This is a genomic window from Dethiosulfovibrio faecalis (assembly GCF_021568795.1).
GTDB classification, from domain to species: Bacteria; Synergistota; Synergistia; order Synergistales; family Dethiosulfovibrionaceae; genus Dethiosulfovibrio; species Dethiosulfovibrio faecalis.
Genome location: NZ_JAKGUE010000017.1, coordinates 1 through 18,170 on the forward strand (window position 1 = coordinate 1; position 18,170 = coordinate 18,170).

Consider the following 18,170-nt stretch of genomic DNA (forward strand, 5'->3'; position numbering starts at 1 on the left):
GTTCTGAGAACCGCGGGGCCTGTACGTTTCTCTATTATCGTTTCCCCATAAACACGAGTGGGACGAGTAGAAGCGCCAGAGTGCATGATGTAGCTCCGACGTTACAGCCGCTGCTGGTCCCTTCGGTTTTTTCGCCGAAGTTCGACGTGACGTCTCCCGAGCCGGATGACTGGATATCCATGGATGTCACCTTTCCCGACGAAGAGAAGTCAAGGCGGTTAAGATCGATATCCCTTCGCAGTTCGTTATTTACAGCGGTCCAGGATAGATTGAGATCCTTAAGGTCGTAGACGATGGTCCAATCCGTCGGCGAGTCCGAGCCCTTGGTCCCTTCCGTCTGAGCCACCTTTCCCATTACGAAAAATCCGTCGTCTTTGGATATGTCCTCTTTCGCCATTACCTTTTCCGAAAAATAAACGTCGCGAACGAATCTTACGTCGGACGTCCTTTTGTGTTCGTCGGAAGGAATGGGCAGAGTGCCTCCGAATCCCTGATACCTAGCCAAGTTGGCGTAACTGGGGCCGTAATAATCGTTGGTCATGCACTTTTTGCCCGGATAGTTGACTGAGATCGTCCCCGAGTTTTCCGGAGGGAATTCCACGATGGCGCAGTTTCCCTCTTTGTCTGCGAGAAACCAGTGCATATCGCAGGAGAGCTCATCGTCTATGACCAATCCGGTAATCCCGAATTCGTTGAATTTGCTTAAAGCCTCCGACACGTTTGAGCAAGTGTCCAGCAGAACCCTTACCACCTCTATGCAGCTGAGAAAAGGCTTGCTTCCAGGTCCGGGATATTTCGGCGGGTCCACGAACAGCGTGGCCGCATAGAAACCCGCTTCGTTGAGTCCGCATCCGGGAGCGCTGAGCTCCCCATACGAGCGAGTCTCCACCACAAGGTCGAAAGTTATGCTTCCGTAGGAGGAGGTCCAAGTATACGGAGTGGAACCGTCGGGGGAAAGCATGGCTGTTTTCTCTATCCCACTCAGGTTCTTCAAGACCATCCCGGTTGGTTCCGGCCAGTCCATGTTTCTGGCGATCAAGGTTTTTTGGTCGTTTCCCAGAAGAGATATGGAACATGCCGATCCCTTCATGGTTAAGCTCGAAAAAATGATCAATAATACCAAGGTTATTCGTAGTTTTTTCACGATCATATCTCCCTTCGTTTTTACGCCAGCGATCGACGACTTATTACAGGGACTATCTTTAGCTTGGAACGGCAGTATAAAACTATAGTAAATTATAGCTTATTCTTCTGGGAAATCGATGGCGATCCCGCTCTCGGGGCCGCCTTACCTCTAAGATGAGCCAGAGATTCTCTTGACAGGTAGGAGAGAATCGATTAGTTTGGTCAATCGAACTTATGTGTGGACGAGGTTCTCGTATTCGAATATAAAAGCAGAAAGAAGGGAAGAGACGATGAGAAAAGAACTGCCTAAGGTGAATTCGGATTGGGGAAGGTTTTTTATGTTTCAGCGGGAGACTCTCCGATGGGAACTGCTTAAGACCGCAATAGAGCTCGGCCTGTTCGATCTGACGACCGATGCCGTTACCTCCGACGATGTGGCCGACGGGCTGTCCCTCCATAGGGAAAACACCGAGCATATGATGAACGCCTTGGTCGCTTTGGGATGTCTGTCGAAGGAAGATGGAAAGTACGCAAACAGCGGACAGGCCGAGTTGTTCCTCACGTCAGAAGGCGAGACCTCGCTGGGCGAGTCCTTGCTGTATATGGAAAAATGGATGTTGCCCGTCATGAACGGAGGGATGAAGGACCTGGTGAAAAACGGTCCCAGGGAGAGAAAGAACATAGCCGATCCTGCCATATGGGAGCAGGGGGCGCGTATAACCGTCAATCATTCCCGTTGCGGTCGCGCTCAGTTCATAGCCGAGAGGGTGTCCGAACTGCCGGAGTTCCAGTCGTTTGGCAGCATGCTGGATCTCGGTGCCGGGCCCGGGATAATCGCCGTCGCCGTGACCTCGGTCCACGATTCGATGAAATCCGTGGTTCTCGACCAGTCTCCGGTGGCCAAGGTGGCCGAGGAGATCGTCCGAGAGTACGGTATGGAGGACCGTATGACAGTGAGGTCCGGCGACTACATGAAAGACGATATCGGCTCCGGTTACGACCTGATAATGGCTAATTTCACCTTGAATTTTTATCGTGACGACCTGTCCTCCATAATGACGAAGGTGCGGGATGCGCTCAACCCCGGCGGTGTTTTCGTGGTCATGTCCGACGGAATCAGTTTCGACGGCACTGGCCCGGCGGACAGCGTTCTGAGCTGGTTGCCCACCACGTTGCAGGGCGAGGATATGTCCATCAGGACCGGCCAGATCTCGAATGCCATGCTGGAGGCAGGTTTCGGGTCGACGGAGGTCAGGGTTCTCCCCGACGAGGGCGGCATGCAGGGCCACGGCCCGGTGGAGATGACCGTGGGAAGGAAGAAGGCGTAGCCGGTTCGTGACGGACCGTCTACGCCTTTTTCAGTATGGTTTTACTTAAGACCGTTGTAGATGATAACAAGTATGGCGGCGGGGGCCACCACCTTGAGGATCCAGGTCCAGGGCGAGAGCAGGGCGAAGGGGCGGCTGCCGTCGTTGGTGACTTCCTTCTTCATCCTGTCCCCTACTACCCACCCTGCGAAGATGCAGATCAGTATGCCGCAGGTGGTGAGCAGCAGGTTGTTGCAGAGCCAGTCAAGGCCGTCCAGAAAGCCCATGCCGAAGAGCTTTATGTCCATGGCCCCGTTTGAGAGGGCCGAGGGGATGCCTACGAGAAAGATGGCGATGCCCATGATCCATGACGATCTGGCCCTGGTCCACTTGAGCTCGTCCATACAGTAGGAGATGACCACCTCGAATAGCGACACCGAGGAGGTCAGTGCCGCTATGAACAGCAGGGCGAAGAATAGAGCGGACCAGACCGGTCCTCCCCACATCTTGGAGAACACCGCCGGAAGGGCTATGAAGGACAGCCCTGCCCCGGCCCCTGCGTCCACACCGAAGGCGAAGACGGTGGGAAATATCACCAGCCCGGAGAGAAACGCCACCATGGTGTCCAGAAAGGTGACTGTGGCCACCGATTTAGGCAGGTCCTCGTCGTTGGAGATGTAGCTTCCGTAGGTGATCAGTATTCCCATGCCGAGAGAGAGGGAGTAGAAAGCCTGTCCCAGGGCGTCTATGACGGTTGTTCCCGTGACCTTTGAGAAGTCCGGCTTTAGATAGAAGGCCACTCCCTCCGCCGCTCCGGGCAGTGTGAGGGCCCTGACCATGAGGATTATCAGTATTATGAAAAGTCCGGGCATGAGCACCTTGCAGTACTTCTCGATGCCCTCGCCGACCCCTCGGTAGACCACGACGACCACCAGGGCCATGAAGACGAAGAACGCGGCGATGACCTGGACCGGATCGGCGATGAATGTGAGGAAGATGTTCTGGACGTCCTCGACTCCGCCTGCCGTCATAAGTCCGGTGAAGGATTTGAATATGTAGGCCAGTGTCCAGCCTCCGATTACGGCGTAGTAGGAGAGGATCAGGAAGGCCACTATCAGGCCGAGCCACCCGACTATAGGCCAGGCTCCGCCCTTGAGCTTGCGGAAGGCCCCGACGGAGTTTCTCTTTGACGCCCTGCCTATGGCGAACTCGGCCAGCATGACCGACGCGCCGATGCAGAACACCATGGCGAGGTAGATTATGAGAAAGGCCGCTCCTCCGTTTTTACCCGTTACGTAGGGAAAACGCCATATGTTTCCCAAACCCACCGCGGACCCAGCCGCGGCGAGCATGAATCCCATTCGACTTCCCCATTGCTCTCTTTCGGTTCCGTTGCCGTTTCCACTCAATTGCAAAACCTCCTAGGTGATGTAGTGATATCCAAGACGACTGGCCCTTACGGAAGACCTGCGTTTCTAGATGTGCCGATAAAAAAAGGCCGGGATCTCGTAAGATCCCGGCCTGAAGTGCGGTCAGCTTTTGTTTAAACGCCGACAGAAGCTCCAGGATAGGACCTGCAGCTAATAACTAGGCTCATGACTATGGTTGCCGATGCGACTTTAAAATCGGTAAAACGGTTCAACGCAAGTCCTCCTCTCTTTTGGGCGTCTTGGATTATGCGACATTGTAGACACTAAAGCGAAGTTTGGCAAGAGGGAGTTTTGTCCTCCTGGAAACGCCATGCTAGCCTCTTTCCCTCAGATATTCCTCCAGGATCTCACAGCATTTGGAGAAGTCCTTACGTCCCAGGCCGATTCGGAAGTGGTTTTCGTCGACCCCGAACACCGATCCTGGCAGTACCATGAGGTTTTTCTTCTCCACTACGTGGGCGAAAAAATCCTCCGCCGGGAAGTCTCCGTTCAGTACTGGAAAGCCTATGGATCCGGCCATGGGAGGAATCCAGCGGAACAGGTCCTCGTGTTTACCGAAGAACTCCGCCGCGGTTACGCCGTTTTCAGCCACTATCTTTCTGCAACGTTCCATCAGATCGTCGGCACATCTCAGGGCCATGATGGACAGGAGTTCCGACGGGGCGGAGCCGCATATAGTGGTGTAGTCTCTCAGGCAGGTCACCTTTTCCATCAGGTAGTGGTCGGTGCAGGCAAGCCATCCCATCCTCAACCCCGGCAGGCCGTACGACTTGGAAAGCCCCGAAAGGCTTACGGCCTTGGGGTATATCTCCGCCGCCGATGGCAGCCGAAGGTCTGCGGTCGGTTCCAGACCCCGGTACATCTCGTCGGAGAAGACCCATATTCCCCTCTCTTCCGTCAGGCTCAGTATCCTTCGGAACTCCTCCTTCGTGGGCTGGAATCCCGTGGGGTTATGGGGAAAGTTGACCACCAGCAGCTTGGTCTCCGGTCTTAAAAGCGATTCCAGGTGATCCAGGTCCAGTTTCCAGCGGTTTCCCTCCAGCACGATGGGCCATTCGGACAGGGTGCATCCTATAGACCTTGGAATCTCAAGCAGCGACTGATATATAGGCGACAGGGCTATCACGTGGTCTCCTCGTTCCAGAAGGGCGTTCATCGCCAGAAATATGCCCTCCTCCGGAACCAGAGTTATCAGGTTCTCCGGGCCGATCCCGTCGTAGCCGTCGGCTATTCCTGCCAGCAGGTCCGGATGCCCCTTGGGCTCGGTGTAGTTGAGGCGCAGGTCTTTCCAGGCCTCCATGGCCTCGTCGCCCCCGAGGGCCATAAGTTCGGCGACGGTCATGCTCTCGCAGTCCGAGGCGCTCATTATGTGTTTCACCGAGAACTCGTACCTGGCGAAATACCGCTCCAGCTTGAACGGGCGTATCTTCAAGTGAATCAGCTCCTTTTCGTTTCGAGATTCTTCGATCACTTTAGCCGTTGAATAGGGCAGACGCAAGTGAAATTTAGGGGCGATGGTGTATCATCGATTTAAAATACTCTTGCGGAAGGAGATGCTGCATGGATTACATAAGATGTTCGAAGGTGGACCGAGAGGTTATATACGAATCGTTCGTCCTGGGATTTTCCGATTATCCCGTCCCTATGACTCTGGATGTCGACGGTTTTTTCGACAGGTTCTTCGGTTCTGAGGGCAACGATACGGACCACTCTTTCGTCGCGGTCGAAAACGGAGCGCCTGCCGGGCTGATACTGGGCGGTGTCAGGCGATTCGACGGATATCGAAACATGAGGTGCGGCACTTTATGCGTTCCTCCCGAGATTCGGGGAACCGGCGTAAGTGGACGTCTTTTCGAGCTTTTTCTGGAGAACGCGATAGAGATAGGGTGCGAACGTCTCAGCCTGGAGGTCCTGGCGGACAACGAAAGAGCCATCAGGTTCTACGAGAGGCGAGGCTACGAGAGGAAGAACAAGCTGCTTTATTTCGGCAGGTCGACTGGAAATACGGTGGAGAGCCCTTCTCGTCCCCCCGTCGGCGTCGATGTGGTGGAGACGGACGTCACGGTGGCGAGGGAATGTCGAGAGGGCATGTCGTCGCTCCATATCAACTGGCAGAACGAGGCGGATTATTTCCGCTCCGATCGGACCTCTCGGTGTTTCGCCGCATACGAAGGGGGCGAGATGGTCGGAGCGACGGTGATATCAGGCTCGGGAAAGGTCTATTTTCTCTGGGTGTCGGACTCTTGCAGAAGGAGGGGAATAGGACGGAATCTTCTCTGCCGTGGGGTCGATGCGGTCCGCCCGGAAAAGCTGAGCGTCAGTATGCCAGATAACGTAGATATCCGTCCTTTTCTAGATGAAACGGGCTTCGTCAAGGAGTCGGTAGAACAGTACGAGATGTTCAGGATGGTTTAGCAGGATGAGGCGACGGGGGGATATAAAATATATCGGATCCTTTCTCGCCGGATCTATTCGTGTATCGAGATGGAATATTTTGACTACTGGTCGAGATGAATAGTATAATGATAAAAGTAAAAAATATCCTTTAGGAGGGATGATTTTGAGCTATCTGAAAAAGTTTGTTCTGTCGGTTTTATTCGTATGTCTTACGGCCGGTACCGTTTTTGCCGTCGGAGTGGATGACATCCGCTTCATGACAGAGGAATATCCTCCTTTCAATATGAAAGGAGACGACGGCGTCGCTACAGGAATAGCTGTGGATGTTTTGGCCGAGATGTTCAAGAGGGTGGGTTCCTCCAAGACCGCCAAGGACGTGGAGGTGCTGCCTTGGGCCAGAGGCTATAAGGAAGTGCAGTCGACCCCGAACACCAGCCTTTTCTGTATGACTCGGTCTGAGGAGAGAGAGCCGTTATTCAAGTGGGTTGGCCCGATAGCTTCCACCAGAGTAGTAGCGACCGCCTTAAAAAGCAAAGGTATAAGTGCTGGGACCGACGCCGAGCTGGCCGGTCTCTCAGCCGGGGTTATCAAGGACGACATCGGCGACCAGTTGGCGGAAAAAGCGGGAATCAAAAAGATAGATAGAACTGCCAACAACGATCAGAACATAAAAAAGCTTAACTCCGGCAGGATAGACATCTGGGTTTACGAGGAAAACGTGGCCCTTTGGCAGCTCAAGGACATGGGGTTCGATCCGGCCGATTATGAAACGGTATATGTTTTGGAGGCAGGACGTCTGGACTACGCCTTCCACAAGGACACCGACCAGGCCCTTATAGACCAACTTCAGAAGGTGCTGGACGAGATGAAGGCAGACGGATCCTACCAGGCGATAGTTGACAAATATCTACGCTGATTTTCTGAAGTAAGGGCCGAGCTCAGGCTAGGATCCAAAGGATCCCTCTTTGTTCGATGTAGTTGTGTCTCGAGAGGGAATATGTTGACTATGCTTCGGAATCGATAGCATACTGATTAAGTAGCAGATATCTTTAAGGAGGGATCGCTTTGGACTATCTGAAGAAATTCGTGCTCTCGATTTTATTCGTGTGTCTTGCGGCTGGCAGCGTTTTCGCAGTCGGAGTTGACGATATTCGTTTCATGACCGAGGAATTGCCGCCATACAACATGAAGGGCGACGATGGAGTCGCGACGGGCATAGCTGTGGACGTCCTGGCAGAGATATTCAAGAGAGAGGGATCTTCCAAGACCGCAAAGGACGTGGAGGTCTTGCCCTGGGCCAGAGGTTACAAGGAGGTTCAGTCGACTCAGAACACCTGCCTTTTCAGCATGACCTATACCGACGAGAGAAAACCCATGTTCAAGTGGGTAGGCCCTCTGGCAGCTTCCAGGACGGCGGTCATCGCCCTGAAGAGCAAGGGCATAAAAGTCGGCTCCGAAGCCGACCTTGCCGATCTTTCCGCCGGGGTCATAAAGGAGGACATAGGCGATATCCTGGCCCGTAAGGTCGGAATGACCAAGGTTGATATAGCGGCTAACAACCTTCAAAACGTCAAGAAGCTGAACTCCGGTCGAGTCGACGTTTGGGTCTACGAGGAAAGCGTCGCTCAGTGGCAGCTCAAGGATATGGGGTTTGATCCGGCGGACTACGAGACGGTCTTTGCCCTGAGCGAAAGCCACCTTTACTACGCCTTCCACAAGGACACAGACCAAGCCCTTATAGATCGACTTCAGAAGGCGCTGGACGAGATGAAGGCAGACGGATCCTACCAGGCGATATTGGACAGATATTTACGTTGATCTCCTGATATATGAGCCGAGGGGGTCCGATACGACCCCCTCGTTTTTTATGGGAGACCGTTACAAAGTGGTAGCACTTGCAAATCAATTGATTTTCGAGTATAATAACAACGCTATAAAATTGAAAGGAGTGGTTTTTTGTATTTAGAAGAAACTTCCAAACTGCCTCGCAAAGTCGTTGAAAATCTGGACGGAGACATCGGTAACCTGAAGGTCTATCTGGTTCAGGACTACAACGTCAACCTGTTGAAGAGAATGGTGAACTTCGGCCTCGGCATATTCGGAGATCTGGGTATGGACGAGTGGGGATTGGTGCCTCAGATACGTCACGGAAACGTCTTCGTCCTAAAAGAGGAGGACAAGAAGAGAATAATAGGCCTCGCCATTCTGATGAGGGACTGGGAGGATCTGGAGAAATGTTATCTTTTCGACTACGCCATAGCCGAAGACCTTCAGGGTCAGGGGCTGGGCTATCATTTCCTCAGGGCCATAGTGAGGAACCTCAGAGACCAGGACTTCACTAAGATGGGGCTGACGGTGGATACGGAAAATGCTCCCGCCATAAAGCTGTACAAGGACAAAATGGGTTTCGAGATAGTCGGAGAGAACAAGGACGAGTATGGAGAGGGTCATCACCGTTATATCATGGAGTTGCCCTTCGAAAAGGTGAAATAACCGAATAGGTAAACTACGTTTCGTCCTGTTTGGACGTTGCGATTTAAAATTATATAAAGGCGGGCCTTTAAGGTCCGTCTTTTTTGTTGCTCTAGGCACAGAATTAATTGCATTTTATTTGAATATGGAGGGTAGGATCAGGAACTAGCGGTGATTTCGGGAGTATAATCTGACGACTGCGCCGATGGTTTCGGCATCATATTTCGGGAAGGACAGTGTTGTCGTGGAGTTTCTGCTCTTGGGCTCTGTTGCCCTGTACTTTTTATCCGCTCTGGGTTCTTTGTCTTTCGGAAGGAGGTCTCCGGGAGGATGGATAGTGCCGCTGTCTTCCGTTTTGTCATCTCTCATGGCGGTATTGCCCCTTGTCTCCGTCCTGGCCTGTGGATCGATCCTGGATTTCCGTGTCCCATGGGGTTTCCCCGTGGGGTCTTTTCACGTCCGTATGGATATGTTGTCCGGATGGTTCGTCCTCATCCTCTCTCTGGTCTCGCCGGCCGTGGCCCTCTACGGTAGAGGCTATCTCTCGAATCGGGGGGAGACCGTTCGGGGATCCTGGACCGGCTTTTTTCTCCAGATGCTCTCCGGCGGGATCTTCATGGTCCTGATCTCCTACGACGGAATACTCTTCCTGCTTTCCTGGGAGATCATGTCCATGGCGGCCTTTTTTCTGGTGATGTTCGACCATCCCAGGGAGGAGAACAGGAGGGCCGGATGGATCTATCTAGTCGCGACCCACCTGGGAACGGCGTTTCTGTTCTTCATGTTCTTTCTGCTTGGAGCCAAGGCCGGTTCCTTCGACCTCGACTCCCTCTTAGGTTTGGGAGGTATGGCGAACCTGGTCTTTCCTCTGGCGATAGTGGGCTTCGGCGCAAAGGCCGGTTTTCTGGGGCTCCATCTGTGGCTTCCAGAGGCCCATCCTGCCGCTCCCTCCCACGGTTCCGCTCTCATGAGCGGTGTGATGGTCAAGACCGGGATATACGGGGTCCTGAGGGTCCTTGCGATGGCTCAGGAATGGCCGCAGTGGTGGGGATGGCTGCTTCTGATACTGGGGGTCGCGTCCGGATTGGGCGGAGTAGTCCACTCGGTGGTCCAGAGGGACCTCAAGAGGCTACTGGCCTTCTGCACTGTGGAGAACATGGGGATAATCCTCATCGGTCTCGGAATAGGGGTGTTGGGCACGGGATACGACCGTTCCGTCGGGGTTATCGCGATGGGAGGAGCTTTGCTCCACTGTCTCAACCACTCGTTGTTCAAGGCCGGACTGTTCATGGCGGCGGGGTCGGTGATAAAGACCGCCGGAACCGGCGACATGGACTGGCTGGGGGGACTGTGCCGAACGATGCCGAGGACGGGAACGGCCTTTCTCGTCTTGTGCCTCTCGGTGTGCGGATTGCCTCCATTCAACGGCTTTGTGGGAGAGTTCCTGATATACACCGCCTCTTATCTGACCGTAGTGCCGGGTGCGATGTCCTCCGTGGGGCTAAGGATAGGCGGCTTCGTCGCCATCTCCTCTCTGGCCCTCGTGGGAGGTCTGGCCGCCATGGCTTTTTTGAAGGCCTACGGCATGGTGTTCCTGGGCTTTTCCAGGTCCGACGGTGCGGCTAAAGCCGATCCGGGGTCGGACATGGTCGTCCCCATGTCGTCTCTGACGATACTCTGTCTGGTTCTGGGGCTGGCCGGTTCTGCGTCTATCCTCATGGCAGGCTCGGTTGCGACGGCGGTGCATCCTCTGGATCTTTCCCTTGGGAGTCTGACCCCTTTGGCGGAGGTCTCAAAGGCCTATCTGAACGTTTCGTTCATCTCTTTTGTCCTCTTCGGAGCCGGGTTCTGGCTCTGGAGGCTAAGGGCCCGTCTCCAGAGAGACAGGACCGTGTCCCTGGGGCCCGTGTGGGGATGCGGATACGGCAATCCCTCTGCCAGAATGCAGTACACCGGATCGTCCTTTTCCCAGCCCGTATTCGCGGCTTTTCGGTCCTTTCTGCGTTCCGAGGTGGCGGGGTCTCTGCCCGAAGGGTATTTTCCCGGGCCGTCCATTTTTCACGCCGATACGAGCGGTGTGTTTCACCGATATTTTTACGGGCCCCTTTTCGGAACGGTCATGAAGGTGGTCGGAGAGGCTAGAAAGCTCCATCACGGTGGCACCCACCTCTATGTGTTCTACGTTTTCGCCGCTCTCGTGGCGGTCCTCCTGTGGAGTCTGAGATGATGGACCGCCTTTTCGCACTGGTCGCGGTGGCCGTTGCACTCGTGGCGGCGCCCTTTCTCAAGACAGTGATAAACAGGACCAAGGCAGCCGTGGCAGGAAGGCAGGGGCCACCCCTTCTGCTTCCCTACAGATCTCTCGTCCGGCTGATGTCCAAGGGGGCCGTCTACGGATCCCAGACTACCTGGATCTTCAGGGCCGGCCCCGTCGTGTCACTGGTGTCCACGATGGGTGCACTCTGTCTGGTGCCCTTCGCAGGCAGGCCCGCCTTGGTTCACTTCGAGGGGGATATCCTCCTGATGGCCTACCTCATGGGAGTGGGGCGGTTTTTCACGGTCTTCGCTGCGATGGATACCGGGTCCAGTTTCGAGGGCATGGGAGCCGACAGGGAGGCCTTCTTCTCCGCCCTGACGGAGCCGTCGCTGCTTCTGGGGGTCGCGGGGCTCGGGGCTATAACCGGCTCGCTGTCCTTGAGCGGTATATACGGAAAACTCGGAGGATCCGCCTTTCTGGGGTCCAACCTGCCTGCCTTGATATTCATCCTGGCGGCTTTCGTGATAGTCTACCTGGTCGAGAACTCCCGAATCCCGGTGGACGATCCCACGACCCATCTGGAGCTGACCATGATACACGAGGTCATGGTGCTGGATCACTGCGGCATCGACCTGGCCTTCATAGAGTACGGAGGAGCGTTGAAGCTCTGGACCATGGGGCTTCTCGTGTCGGGACTGGTTTTCCCGGGAGGAACCGGCAGTCTGTGGCTCGACGTCCTCCTGTCTCTGTGCTGTCTGATGGGGTTCCAGGTTGTGGTGGGACTGGTGGAGTCCTCCTCGGCCCGTCTGAAGATGGGGAGGGTTCCCCTCCTTCTGGCTGTGGCTTTCGTCATGTCCACTCTGTGGATTATGTGGGTAGTGAGGTGATCCTATTATGAAGCAGCTTCTGATGGCTCTGCTTTTGCTGGTGGATCTCAATATGTTCGCCACGTCCAGGGTGGACAGCCTGATAAGATCGGCGGCTCTCCAGGGCGCCATCGTCGTCTGTCTGGTGGCGCTGTCGTCGGTCGGAGGGCTTTCCTCGGTGGAATTGGCCTTTCTTCTCGTGACTGGGCTGGTCAAGGCTGTGTGCCTGCCCATGGTGATGTTCAAGGCCCTCAGGTCGGTCGGTATCAGGAGAGAGCTGGAGCCCATGATAGGCTACAGAAAGTCCCTGTTCGTCGGGCTGTTCGCCGTGGGGCTCTCTCTGTGGATCTCGGTGAAGCTTCCCATGCCTCCCGGGGTGGATGACCCAATGGGACTGTCCGTGGCGCTGCTCTCCATGATGGCCGGTATGTTCCTGGTCGTTTCCAGAAAGAAGGCCATATCTCAGGCGGTGGGATATCTGGTTATGGAGAATGGGATCTACTTTATGGGTCCGGCCGTGGCGGTACACCATCCTTTGGTGGTGGAGGCCGGGGTCCTGCTGGACCTTTTCGTGGGGGTTTTCGTAATGGGAGTGATTATCCTACATATAAGGCGGGAGTTTAACCACATAGACGTGGATAGACTGTCCGAGCTGAAGGACTGATTGAGTATGATCTGGATTATAGTCCTACTGCCCTTCCTTTCCGGGGTGGTCGGTTTCGTAGCTCCATGGCCCTCGGTCAGGAATGTAACTCTGGTTTCCGTCTCCCTCGTCCATCTCCTGGGGGTGCTGTCCATCTGGGCCGGAGGCTACGATCTTCCGGTGGAGGGGTGGATCGGCTGCGACGGGCTGTCGGTGTTTTTCCTGCTGGTTACGTCTGTTTTGTTCTTTCTCGGCTCCTTTTCCACCTTGGCCTATCTGAGGGAGCACAGTTTCCCCAACTCGAGAGGGGCCTTCTCCAGGGAGTCCGCCTTCGTGGGCTCCATGCTGATGTTTCTGTCCACCACCACCCTGGCTATAGTGAGCCATCACACCGGGGTGTTCTGGATGGCCATAGAGGGTACCACACTGGTCACGGCACCTCTAATCGCCTATTGTAGGACCCCGGGAGCGTTGGAAGCGGCTTGGAAGTATCTTCTGATATGCTCCGTGGGAATAGCCATGGCCCTGGCGGGAAACACCGCTTTGGCCGTGTCGTCTCTTTTTTCCGGAGGACATGAGATCTCCCTGACCTTTCGGGATCTGGCGGAGCACGGAGGCGAACTCGATCCCCTGTGGCTGAAGATCTCCTTCGCCTTCATACTGGTCGGCTACGGGACGAAGATGGGTCTCGCCCCTATGCACACCTGGCTTCCCGACGCCCACAGCGAGGCGCCGTCTCCCGTGTCGGCCCTTCTGTCCGGCGCACTGTGCAACTGTGCTTTTCTCGGAATAGCCAGGACCGGCTCCATCCTCACCGGTGCCGGTCTGGAGAGTTACTGGGGCAGCCTGACGGTGGCCTTCGGGGTCGTCTCCGTGATTATCGCGGGATGCATGATCCTGAGGCAGTCGGGGTTCAAGCGGCTCCTGGCCTATTCCAGCGTGGAGCACATGGGGATACTGGCCATAGCGGTGGGGTCCGGCGCCGGTGCCGGAGGGATCTTTCACGCCCTCAACCACTCTCTGACCAAGGGGTCTTTGTTTCTGGCGGCCGGATCTGTCTTGAGCCTCTATCACACAAAGGCCATAGCCTCCATCTCCGGTCTGATCCGCGTGGCCCCCGTGACGGGAGCGGTCTGGATCGCCGGTTTCATGTCCATATGCGGTCTTCCGCCCTTCGGGACCTTCTTCAGCGAGATGATGATCCTATCGTCTCTGGGGGCAGGGGAAAGGTGGATCGTCATGGGGGCGCTCCTGCTGGGGCTGGCCATGGTGTTTATAGGAATGTGGAAGGCGGTCATATCGATGGTGTTCGGAGAGGCCCCCTCCGGGGCGGATCTTCCGGCGGGGCGAGCGGTCGTCTGGGAAGATCTGCCCCCGATGATACTGTGCGGGGTCGCCCTGATCCTGGGTCTTTGGACTCCGGCCCCTCTGTGGCGTCTCGTGGAGAGCGCCGCTATCTCTATGGGGGGGATGTAGATGTCTCGCTGTCTTGCGACCGGAAATATGGAGTCCTTTCCGATCTCGCAGGTCCCGGTACTTCCGTGGGACGATTTTCTCGATTGGATCGTGGACGGCGTGGTCCAGGGAGAACGGCTGATCTCCCTGTTTCACCGCCGGAACGATATAGTCTGTTCCGTTCTGGCCGACGATTCCCGGGGAAGCCTCTCCGTGGCCATGGGGAGGTTCGACGGTCGGTCCTATCGCGCCCTCACGCCGGTCTGTCCTCAGGCCCATATGTTCGAGAGGGACATGGCGGAGAGGGGAGGTCCCGTTCCGGAAGGCCATCCCTGGCTCAAGCCGGTCAGGTTCCCCAGAGGAGGGGCTCTCGGAAGCTCCGTGGGGGATATGGATTTCTACAGGGTCCAGGGCGAGGAGGTTCACGAGGTCGCTGTGGGACCCGTCCACGCCGGGGTCATCGAGCCCGGACATTTTCGTTTTCAGTGCTACGGGGAGATAGTCCTTCACCTGGAGATATCCCTAGGGTATCAGCACAGAGGTGTGGAGAGGCTCTTTGAGGCTCCTCTGTCGGCGGGGCAGGCTATAGCGGCCGAGTCCATCGCCGGAGATTCTACCGCCGGTCACGCCGGAGCCTACTGCGGGGCCATGGAGGCCCTGGCCCGGTGCGAGGTGGAGCCCCGAGCCCGGGCTGTGAGGTGCGTCGCCCAGGAGCTGGAGAGGGTCGCCTGCCATATCGGAGATATCGGGGCCATGGCGGGAGACGTGGGATATCTGCCAACATCCTCTTTCTGCGGGAGGATCAGGGGAGACGTGCTCAACCTGACCGCGTCCATCTGCGGCAACAGGTTTTCCCGAGGGCTTTTTCGTCCCGGCGGTGTGCTGTGGGATATAGACGACTCGATGGCGAAAGATCTGCTGAAGAGTCTCGCCAGAATCCGATCCGAGGCGGCGGACGCCGTAGGTCTTCTGTGGAGCTGCCCCACGGTCATGGCCCGCTTCGAGAATACCGGGGTGCTCTCTACCCTCGATTGCGACTCCCTCGGGCTGGTGGGACCTGCCGCCAGGGCCTGCGGGGTGACCCGTGACGCGAGGCATTCCTTCCCCTATTGGTCCTACCGTTATCGGCCGATAAGGGTGGCGGTCGAGAGTGGCGGGGACGTCCTGGCCAGGGCCAGGGTCCGGTGGTCCGAGCTGGAGAACTCCTTCGACTACCTGGAGGCCCTTCTGTCCGACCTGCCCAGATCTTCCGTGATGGTCCCGGCGGGAGAGCTAGAGCCTTCCTCCATGGCGGTCTCCATGACGGAGGGATGGAGAGGGGAGATAGTCCACGTGGCCGTGACGGACCGGACGGGGAAGGTGGAGGACTACCGAGTGGTGGATCCGAGCTTCCACAACTGGATCGGGCTGGCTACATCCATGAGGAACAGAGGGATATCCGACTTTCCCCTCTGCAACAAGAGCTTCAACCTATCCTACTGCGGTTTCGACCTGTAGGAACTGGAGGCGATGTTATGCTGTTAGATATCCTTCGTGTGAGGGCGAAACAGGGTTTCAGGACCATGGCCTATCCCGACGGTCCTCCTCCGGCCCTGCTGGAGAGGTTCGCCGGACTGCCTGTGGTGGACCAGGACCGCTGCTCTCTTTGCCCGGGACACTGCCTTTCGTCCTGTCCGGTCGGTGCCATAGAGAAAAACGGATCTCTTACCATAGACCTCGGCCTCTGTCTTTTCTGCCGCGAGTGCCAGAGGGCCTGTCCCTACGGGGTTCTGTCTTTCGGATCGGACCACAGGCTAGGCTCCTCCTCCAGGGAGGGACTGATCTCCTCGGGAGACGGTTCGCCCCCGTTGGCCCTAAACGAGAGGGCCGCCGGGCTTTACGGGCAGGTCTTCTCCCTCAGGGTTGTCAGCGCCGGAGGGTGCGGGGCCTGCGAGGCGGACGTCAACGTCCTCAACACCCTGGCCTGGGATCTGGGACGGTTCGGCATAAACTACGGGGCGTCTCCAAGACACTGCGATGGCATGATCCTCATAGGTCCGGTCACTCCGAACATGGAGGAGGCCGTGATAGAGACCTACAGGGCCATCCCTGAGCCCAAGTTCGTGATAGCCGTGGGAACCTGTACCGTGACGGCCTCTTCCAGAGAGGATTTTCCCGTTCCGGTGGATCTCTACATTCCGGGCTGTCCTCCCCATCCTCTGACCATCCTGGACGGAATGCTCCGTTTTCTTGGAAAGGTTAAAGAATGACCGCCGTTCCTTCGGGCTGCTCGAAGGTTGCGTAGTCCGGCTTTTGGAACTATATTATCACCGTAATTTCGGAGAGAAGAACCTCGAAGGAGTGGGTACGTTGGTTTCAATTATACGCAAACCGAAGGAAATGTCGGCTTTTGTCCTGGAACGTCGCAGGGCGGGGCAGTCCGTCGGCCTGGTCCCCACCATGGGGTATCTGCACGACGGCCATATGTCGCTGGTGAAGAAGAGCATGATAGAGAACGACGTCACGGTTGTCTCTCTTTTCGTAAACCCGATTCAGTTCTGTCCCGGCGAGGACCTGGAGAGCTACCCCAGAGACGAGGAGAAGGACCTGTCCCTGCTGGCCGCAGCGGGGGTCGACGTGCTTTTCGCCCCCGGAGTTGAGGATATGTACCTTCCGGGAAACTCGGTCTATGTGGACGAGACCGCCTTGAGCCTCCCTCTGTGCGGAGGGTCTCGGCCGGGCCATTTCAGAGGAGTCTGCACCGTGGTGCTGAAGCTTTTCAACATAGTCCGTCCCGACAGGGCCTATTTCGGCATGAAGGATTATCAACAGCTTCAGGTGCTCCGAAGGATGATCCGTGATCTGAACGTCCCGGTGGACATAAGGCCCTGCCCTCTGATAAGGGAGGATGACGGTCTGGCCCTCAGCAGCAGAAACGCCTATCTGTCGGAGGAGGAGCGGAGATCCGCCCTGGCCCTGTCTCGGTCTCTGGCGAAGGCGAAGGAGGCTTTCGATGGGGGAGAACGCTCTGCATCGGTTCTGAGGGATCTGGTCCGGTCGGTACTGTCCGAGGAAGAGGCCCTCGAGCCTGAATACGTCGAGGTGAGGGACGCCTGCGAGCTGTCCGAGGTGGAATCGATCTGCGATCCCGCCGTGATAGCTTTAGCCGTCAGGGTCGGCCGAACCAGGTTGATAGACAACGTCGTGTTGGGAGAGTGATGCAAGTGTTTTTACAGATGTTGAAGTGCAAGCTCCACGGGGCGATAGTGACCGAGGCCAACCTGGAATACCAGGGAAGCATATCCATAGACAGAGACCTCATAGACCAGGCGGGGTTTCTGATCGGAGAGAAGGTCCTGGTGGCGGACATGGCCTCGGGCAGCCGTTTCGAGACCTACGTCATAGAGGCCCCCAGGGGAAGCGGCGAGATCTGCCTGAACGGGGCGGCTGCACGGCTGGGCACGGTGGGAGACCGAGTCATAGTGATGGCATGGTGCCTCATGGACGCAGAGGAGGCGGCTTCCCACAGGGCCAAGGTCGTCAAGATCGGTCCGGACGGAGCGGTAGAGAGGGTCTTCGATATGGACAGAGGGGACGGGAACGAAGTCTAGACGATCTTTATCCCCAGTCTTACTGCCAGGTCCACCGCCTGCAGGGCGCTGATCTTGGCTCCCCGGAGCTCCGCGAAGGTGTCGGAAAACGCTATTCCGTCTATGGAGCAGTCCGAGAGGTCCAGGTTTTTAAGGGCCGTCTTGAAGAAGCTGACCCCGGAGAAGTTCACCCTGGACAGGGCGACCTTTTTGAATCTGACCTCTGAAAAGAAGGCGTCTTTGAAGTCGCATTCCTTTACGGTACAGTTTTCCCAGAAGGTCTCCACGTAGTTGGAGTAGCTGAAGATACCTCCGGTCAGGGATAATCCTTTGAAGGAGCTTCTGTCGAAGGAGCTGCCAAGGGCCTTGCAGTCGGTCACTTTGGCGTTTTTCCAGTAGCTTCTGGCCAGTTTGCAGTTGGATAGGTCGCAGTTTTTGAGCTCCACGTCGTAGAAGCCGATGTTCTCCATGTCGCAGCCCGAGAAGGTGCAGTTGGTCAGACGGACCGACTCTATACGCAGTCCCGAGAGATCCAGATTTTCCAGGTTTTCACCCTCGAAGGTCGCCTCTCCTATGTAGTCGTCCATCTCTCTAGCCCGTTCTACGGCTTGTGCCAGCATATTAAGACCTCCCGTCTGAATTTCGAGAT

At 56.3% G+C, this 18,170-nt stretch carries 17 protein-coding genes; 13 read left to right on the plus strand and 4 right to left on the minus strand.

Features of this window, described 5'->3' with window-relative positions; all coding sequences use genetic code 11:
* Positions 1-34: 34 nt before the first annotated feature.
* Positions 35-1,144: a linear amide C-N hydrolase gene (locus L2W58_RS10600; RefSeq protein ID WP_236103314.1), complete on the minus strand. Its 1,110-nt coding sequence runs from the start codon at positions 1,142-1,144 to the stop codon at positions 35-37.
* Between the two features lie 271 nt (positions 1,145-1,415).
* On the opposite strand from L2W58_RS10600, the gene L2W58_RS10605 reads away from it, so the two are divergent.
* On the plus strand, positions 1,416-2,453 hold the full coding sequence (locus L2W58_RS10605; protein ID WP_236103315.1) for a methyltransferase: 1,038 nt from the start codon (positions 1,416-1,418) through the stop codon (positions 2,451-2,453).
* Between the two features lie 41 nt (positions 2,454-2,494).
* Here L2W58_RS10605 and L2W58_RS10610 read toward each other — a convergent pair whose 3' ends face one another.
* Positions 2,495-3,841: a sodium-dependent transporter gene (locus L2W58_RS10610; protein WP_236103316.1), complete on the minus strand. Its 1,347-nt coding sequence runs from the start codon at positions 3,839-3,841 to the stop codon at positions 2,495-2,497.
* Between the two features lie 334 nt (positions 3,842-4,175).
* A complete protein-coding gene (locus tag L2W58_RS10615) occupies positions 4,176-5,294 on the minus strand; it encodes an aminotransferase class I/II-fold pyridoxal phosphate-dependent enzyme (protein WP_236103317.1) in 1,119 nt (372 codons plus the stop codon).
* 128 nt (positions 5,295-5,422) lie between these two features.
* On the opposite strand from L2W58_RS10615, the gene L2W58_RS10620 reads away from it, so the two are divergent.
* The 12 genes from L2W58_RS10620 to panD all read left to right on the plus strand — a co-directional run bounded on the left by L2W58_RS10620 (position 5,423) and on the right by panD (position 17,542).
* Positions 5,423-6,277 (plus strand): GNAT family N-acetyltransferase, encoded by an 855-nt coding sequence (locus tag L2W58_RS10620; protein ID WP_236103318.1) that lies wholly within the window; start codon positions 5,423-5,425, stop codon positions 6,275-6,277.
* Between the two features lie 139 nt (positions 6,278-6,416).
* Positions 6,417-7,175, plus strand: coding sequence for a substrate-binding periplasmic protein (locus tag L2W58_RS10625; protein WP_236103319.1), 759 nt, complete (start codon positions 6,417-6,419; stop codon positions 7,173-7,175).
* Positions 7,176-7,324: 149 nt separating this feature from the next.
* Positions 7,325-8,077, plus strand: a complete 753-nt coding sequence (locus L2W58_RS10630) for a substrate-binding periplasmic protein (RefSeq protein WP_236103320.1) — start codon at positions 7,325-7,327, stop codon at positions 8,075-8,077.
* A 138-nt stretch (positions 8,078-8,215) separates the two neighbouring features.
* The gene (locus L2W58_RS10635; protein WP_236103321.1) at positions 8,216-8,752 is read left to right on the plus strand and encodes a GNAT family N-acetyltransferase; all 537 of its coding nucleotides are present in this window, start codon (positions 8,216-8,218) and stop codon (positions 8,750-8,752) included.
* A gap of 223 nt (positions 8,753-8,975) precedes the next feature.
* Positions 8,976-10,958 carry a proton-conducting transporter transmembrane domain-containing protein gene (locus L2W58_RS10640; protein WP_236103322.1) on the plus strand — a complete coding sequence of 661 codons (1,983 nt, stop codon included), beginning with the start codon at positions 8,976-8,978 and terminating at the stop codon, positions 10,956-10,958.
* Positions 10,958-11,875 (plus strand): respiratory chain complex I subunit 1 family protein, encoded by a 918-nt coding sequence (locus L2W58_RS10645; protein ID WP_236103323.1) that lies wholly within the window; start codon positions 10,958-10,960, stop codon positions 11,873-11,875. The genes L2W58_RS10640 and L2W58_RS10645 overlap by 1 nt, the downstream gene beginning before the upstream one ends.
* 7 nt (positions 11,876-11,882) lie before the next feature.
* Positions 11,883-12,518 carry a hypothetical protein gene (locus tag L2W58_RS10650; protein ID WP_236103324.1) on the plus strand — a complete coding sequence of 212 codons (636 nt, stop codon included), beginning with the start codon at positions 11,883-11,885 and terminating at the stop codon, positions 12,516-12,518.
* A 6-nt stretch (positions 12,519-12,524) separates the two neighbouring features.
* Positions 12,525-13,973 (plus strand): proton-conducting transporter transmembrane domain-containing protein, encoded by a 1,449-nt coding sequence (locus L2W58_RS10655; protein WP_236103325.1) that lies wholly within the window; start codon positions 12,525-12,527, stop codon positions 13,971-13,973.
* The gene (locus L2W58_RS10660) at positions 13,974-15,449 is read left to right on the plus strand and encodes a hydrogenase large subunit (RefSeq protein ID WP_236103326.1); all 1,476 of its coding nucleotides are present in this window, start codon (positions 13,974-13,976) and stop codon (positions 15,447-15,449) included.
* A 17-nt stretch (positions 15,450-15,466) separates the two neighbouring features.
* Positions 15,467-16,201: an NADH-quinone oxidoreductase subunit B family protein gene (locus L2W58_RS10665; RefSeq protein WP_236103327.1), complete on the plus strand. Its 735-nt coding sequence runs from the start codon at positions 15,467-15,469 to the stop codon at positions 16,199-16,201.
* Between the two features lie 100 nt (positions 16,202-16,301).
* Positions 16,302-17,150 carry a pantoate--beta-alanine ligase gene (panC, locus tag L2W58_RS10670; protein WP_255700513.1) on the plus strand — a complete coding sequence of 283 codons (849 nt, stop codon included), beginning with the start codon at positions 16,302-16,304 and terminating at the stop codon, positions 17,148-17,150.
* Complete coding sequence (gene panD / locus L2W58_RS10675) at positions 17,150-17,542, plus strand: aspartate 1-decarboxylase (RefSeq protein WP_236103363.1); 393 nt, start codon at positions 17,150-17,152, stop codon at positions 17,540-17,542. The genes panC and panD overlap by 1 nt, the downstream gene beginning before the upstream one ends.
* Here the strand turns inward: panD and L2W58_RS10680 are convergent.
* Positions 17,539-18,141 carry a pentapeptide repeat-containing protein gene (locus tag L2W58_RS10680; protein WP_236103328.1) on the minus strand — a complete coding sequence of 201 codons (603 nt, stop codon included), beginning with the start codon at positions 18,139-18,141 and terminating at the stop codon, positions 17,539-17,541. The genes panD and L2W58_RS10680 overlap by 4 nt on opposite strands.
* Positions 18,142-18,170: the final 29 nt, after the last annotated feature.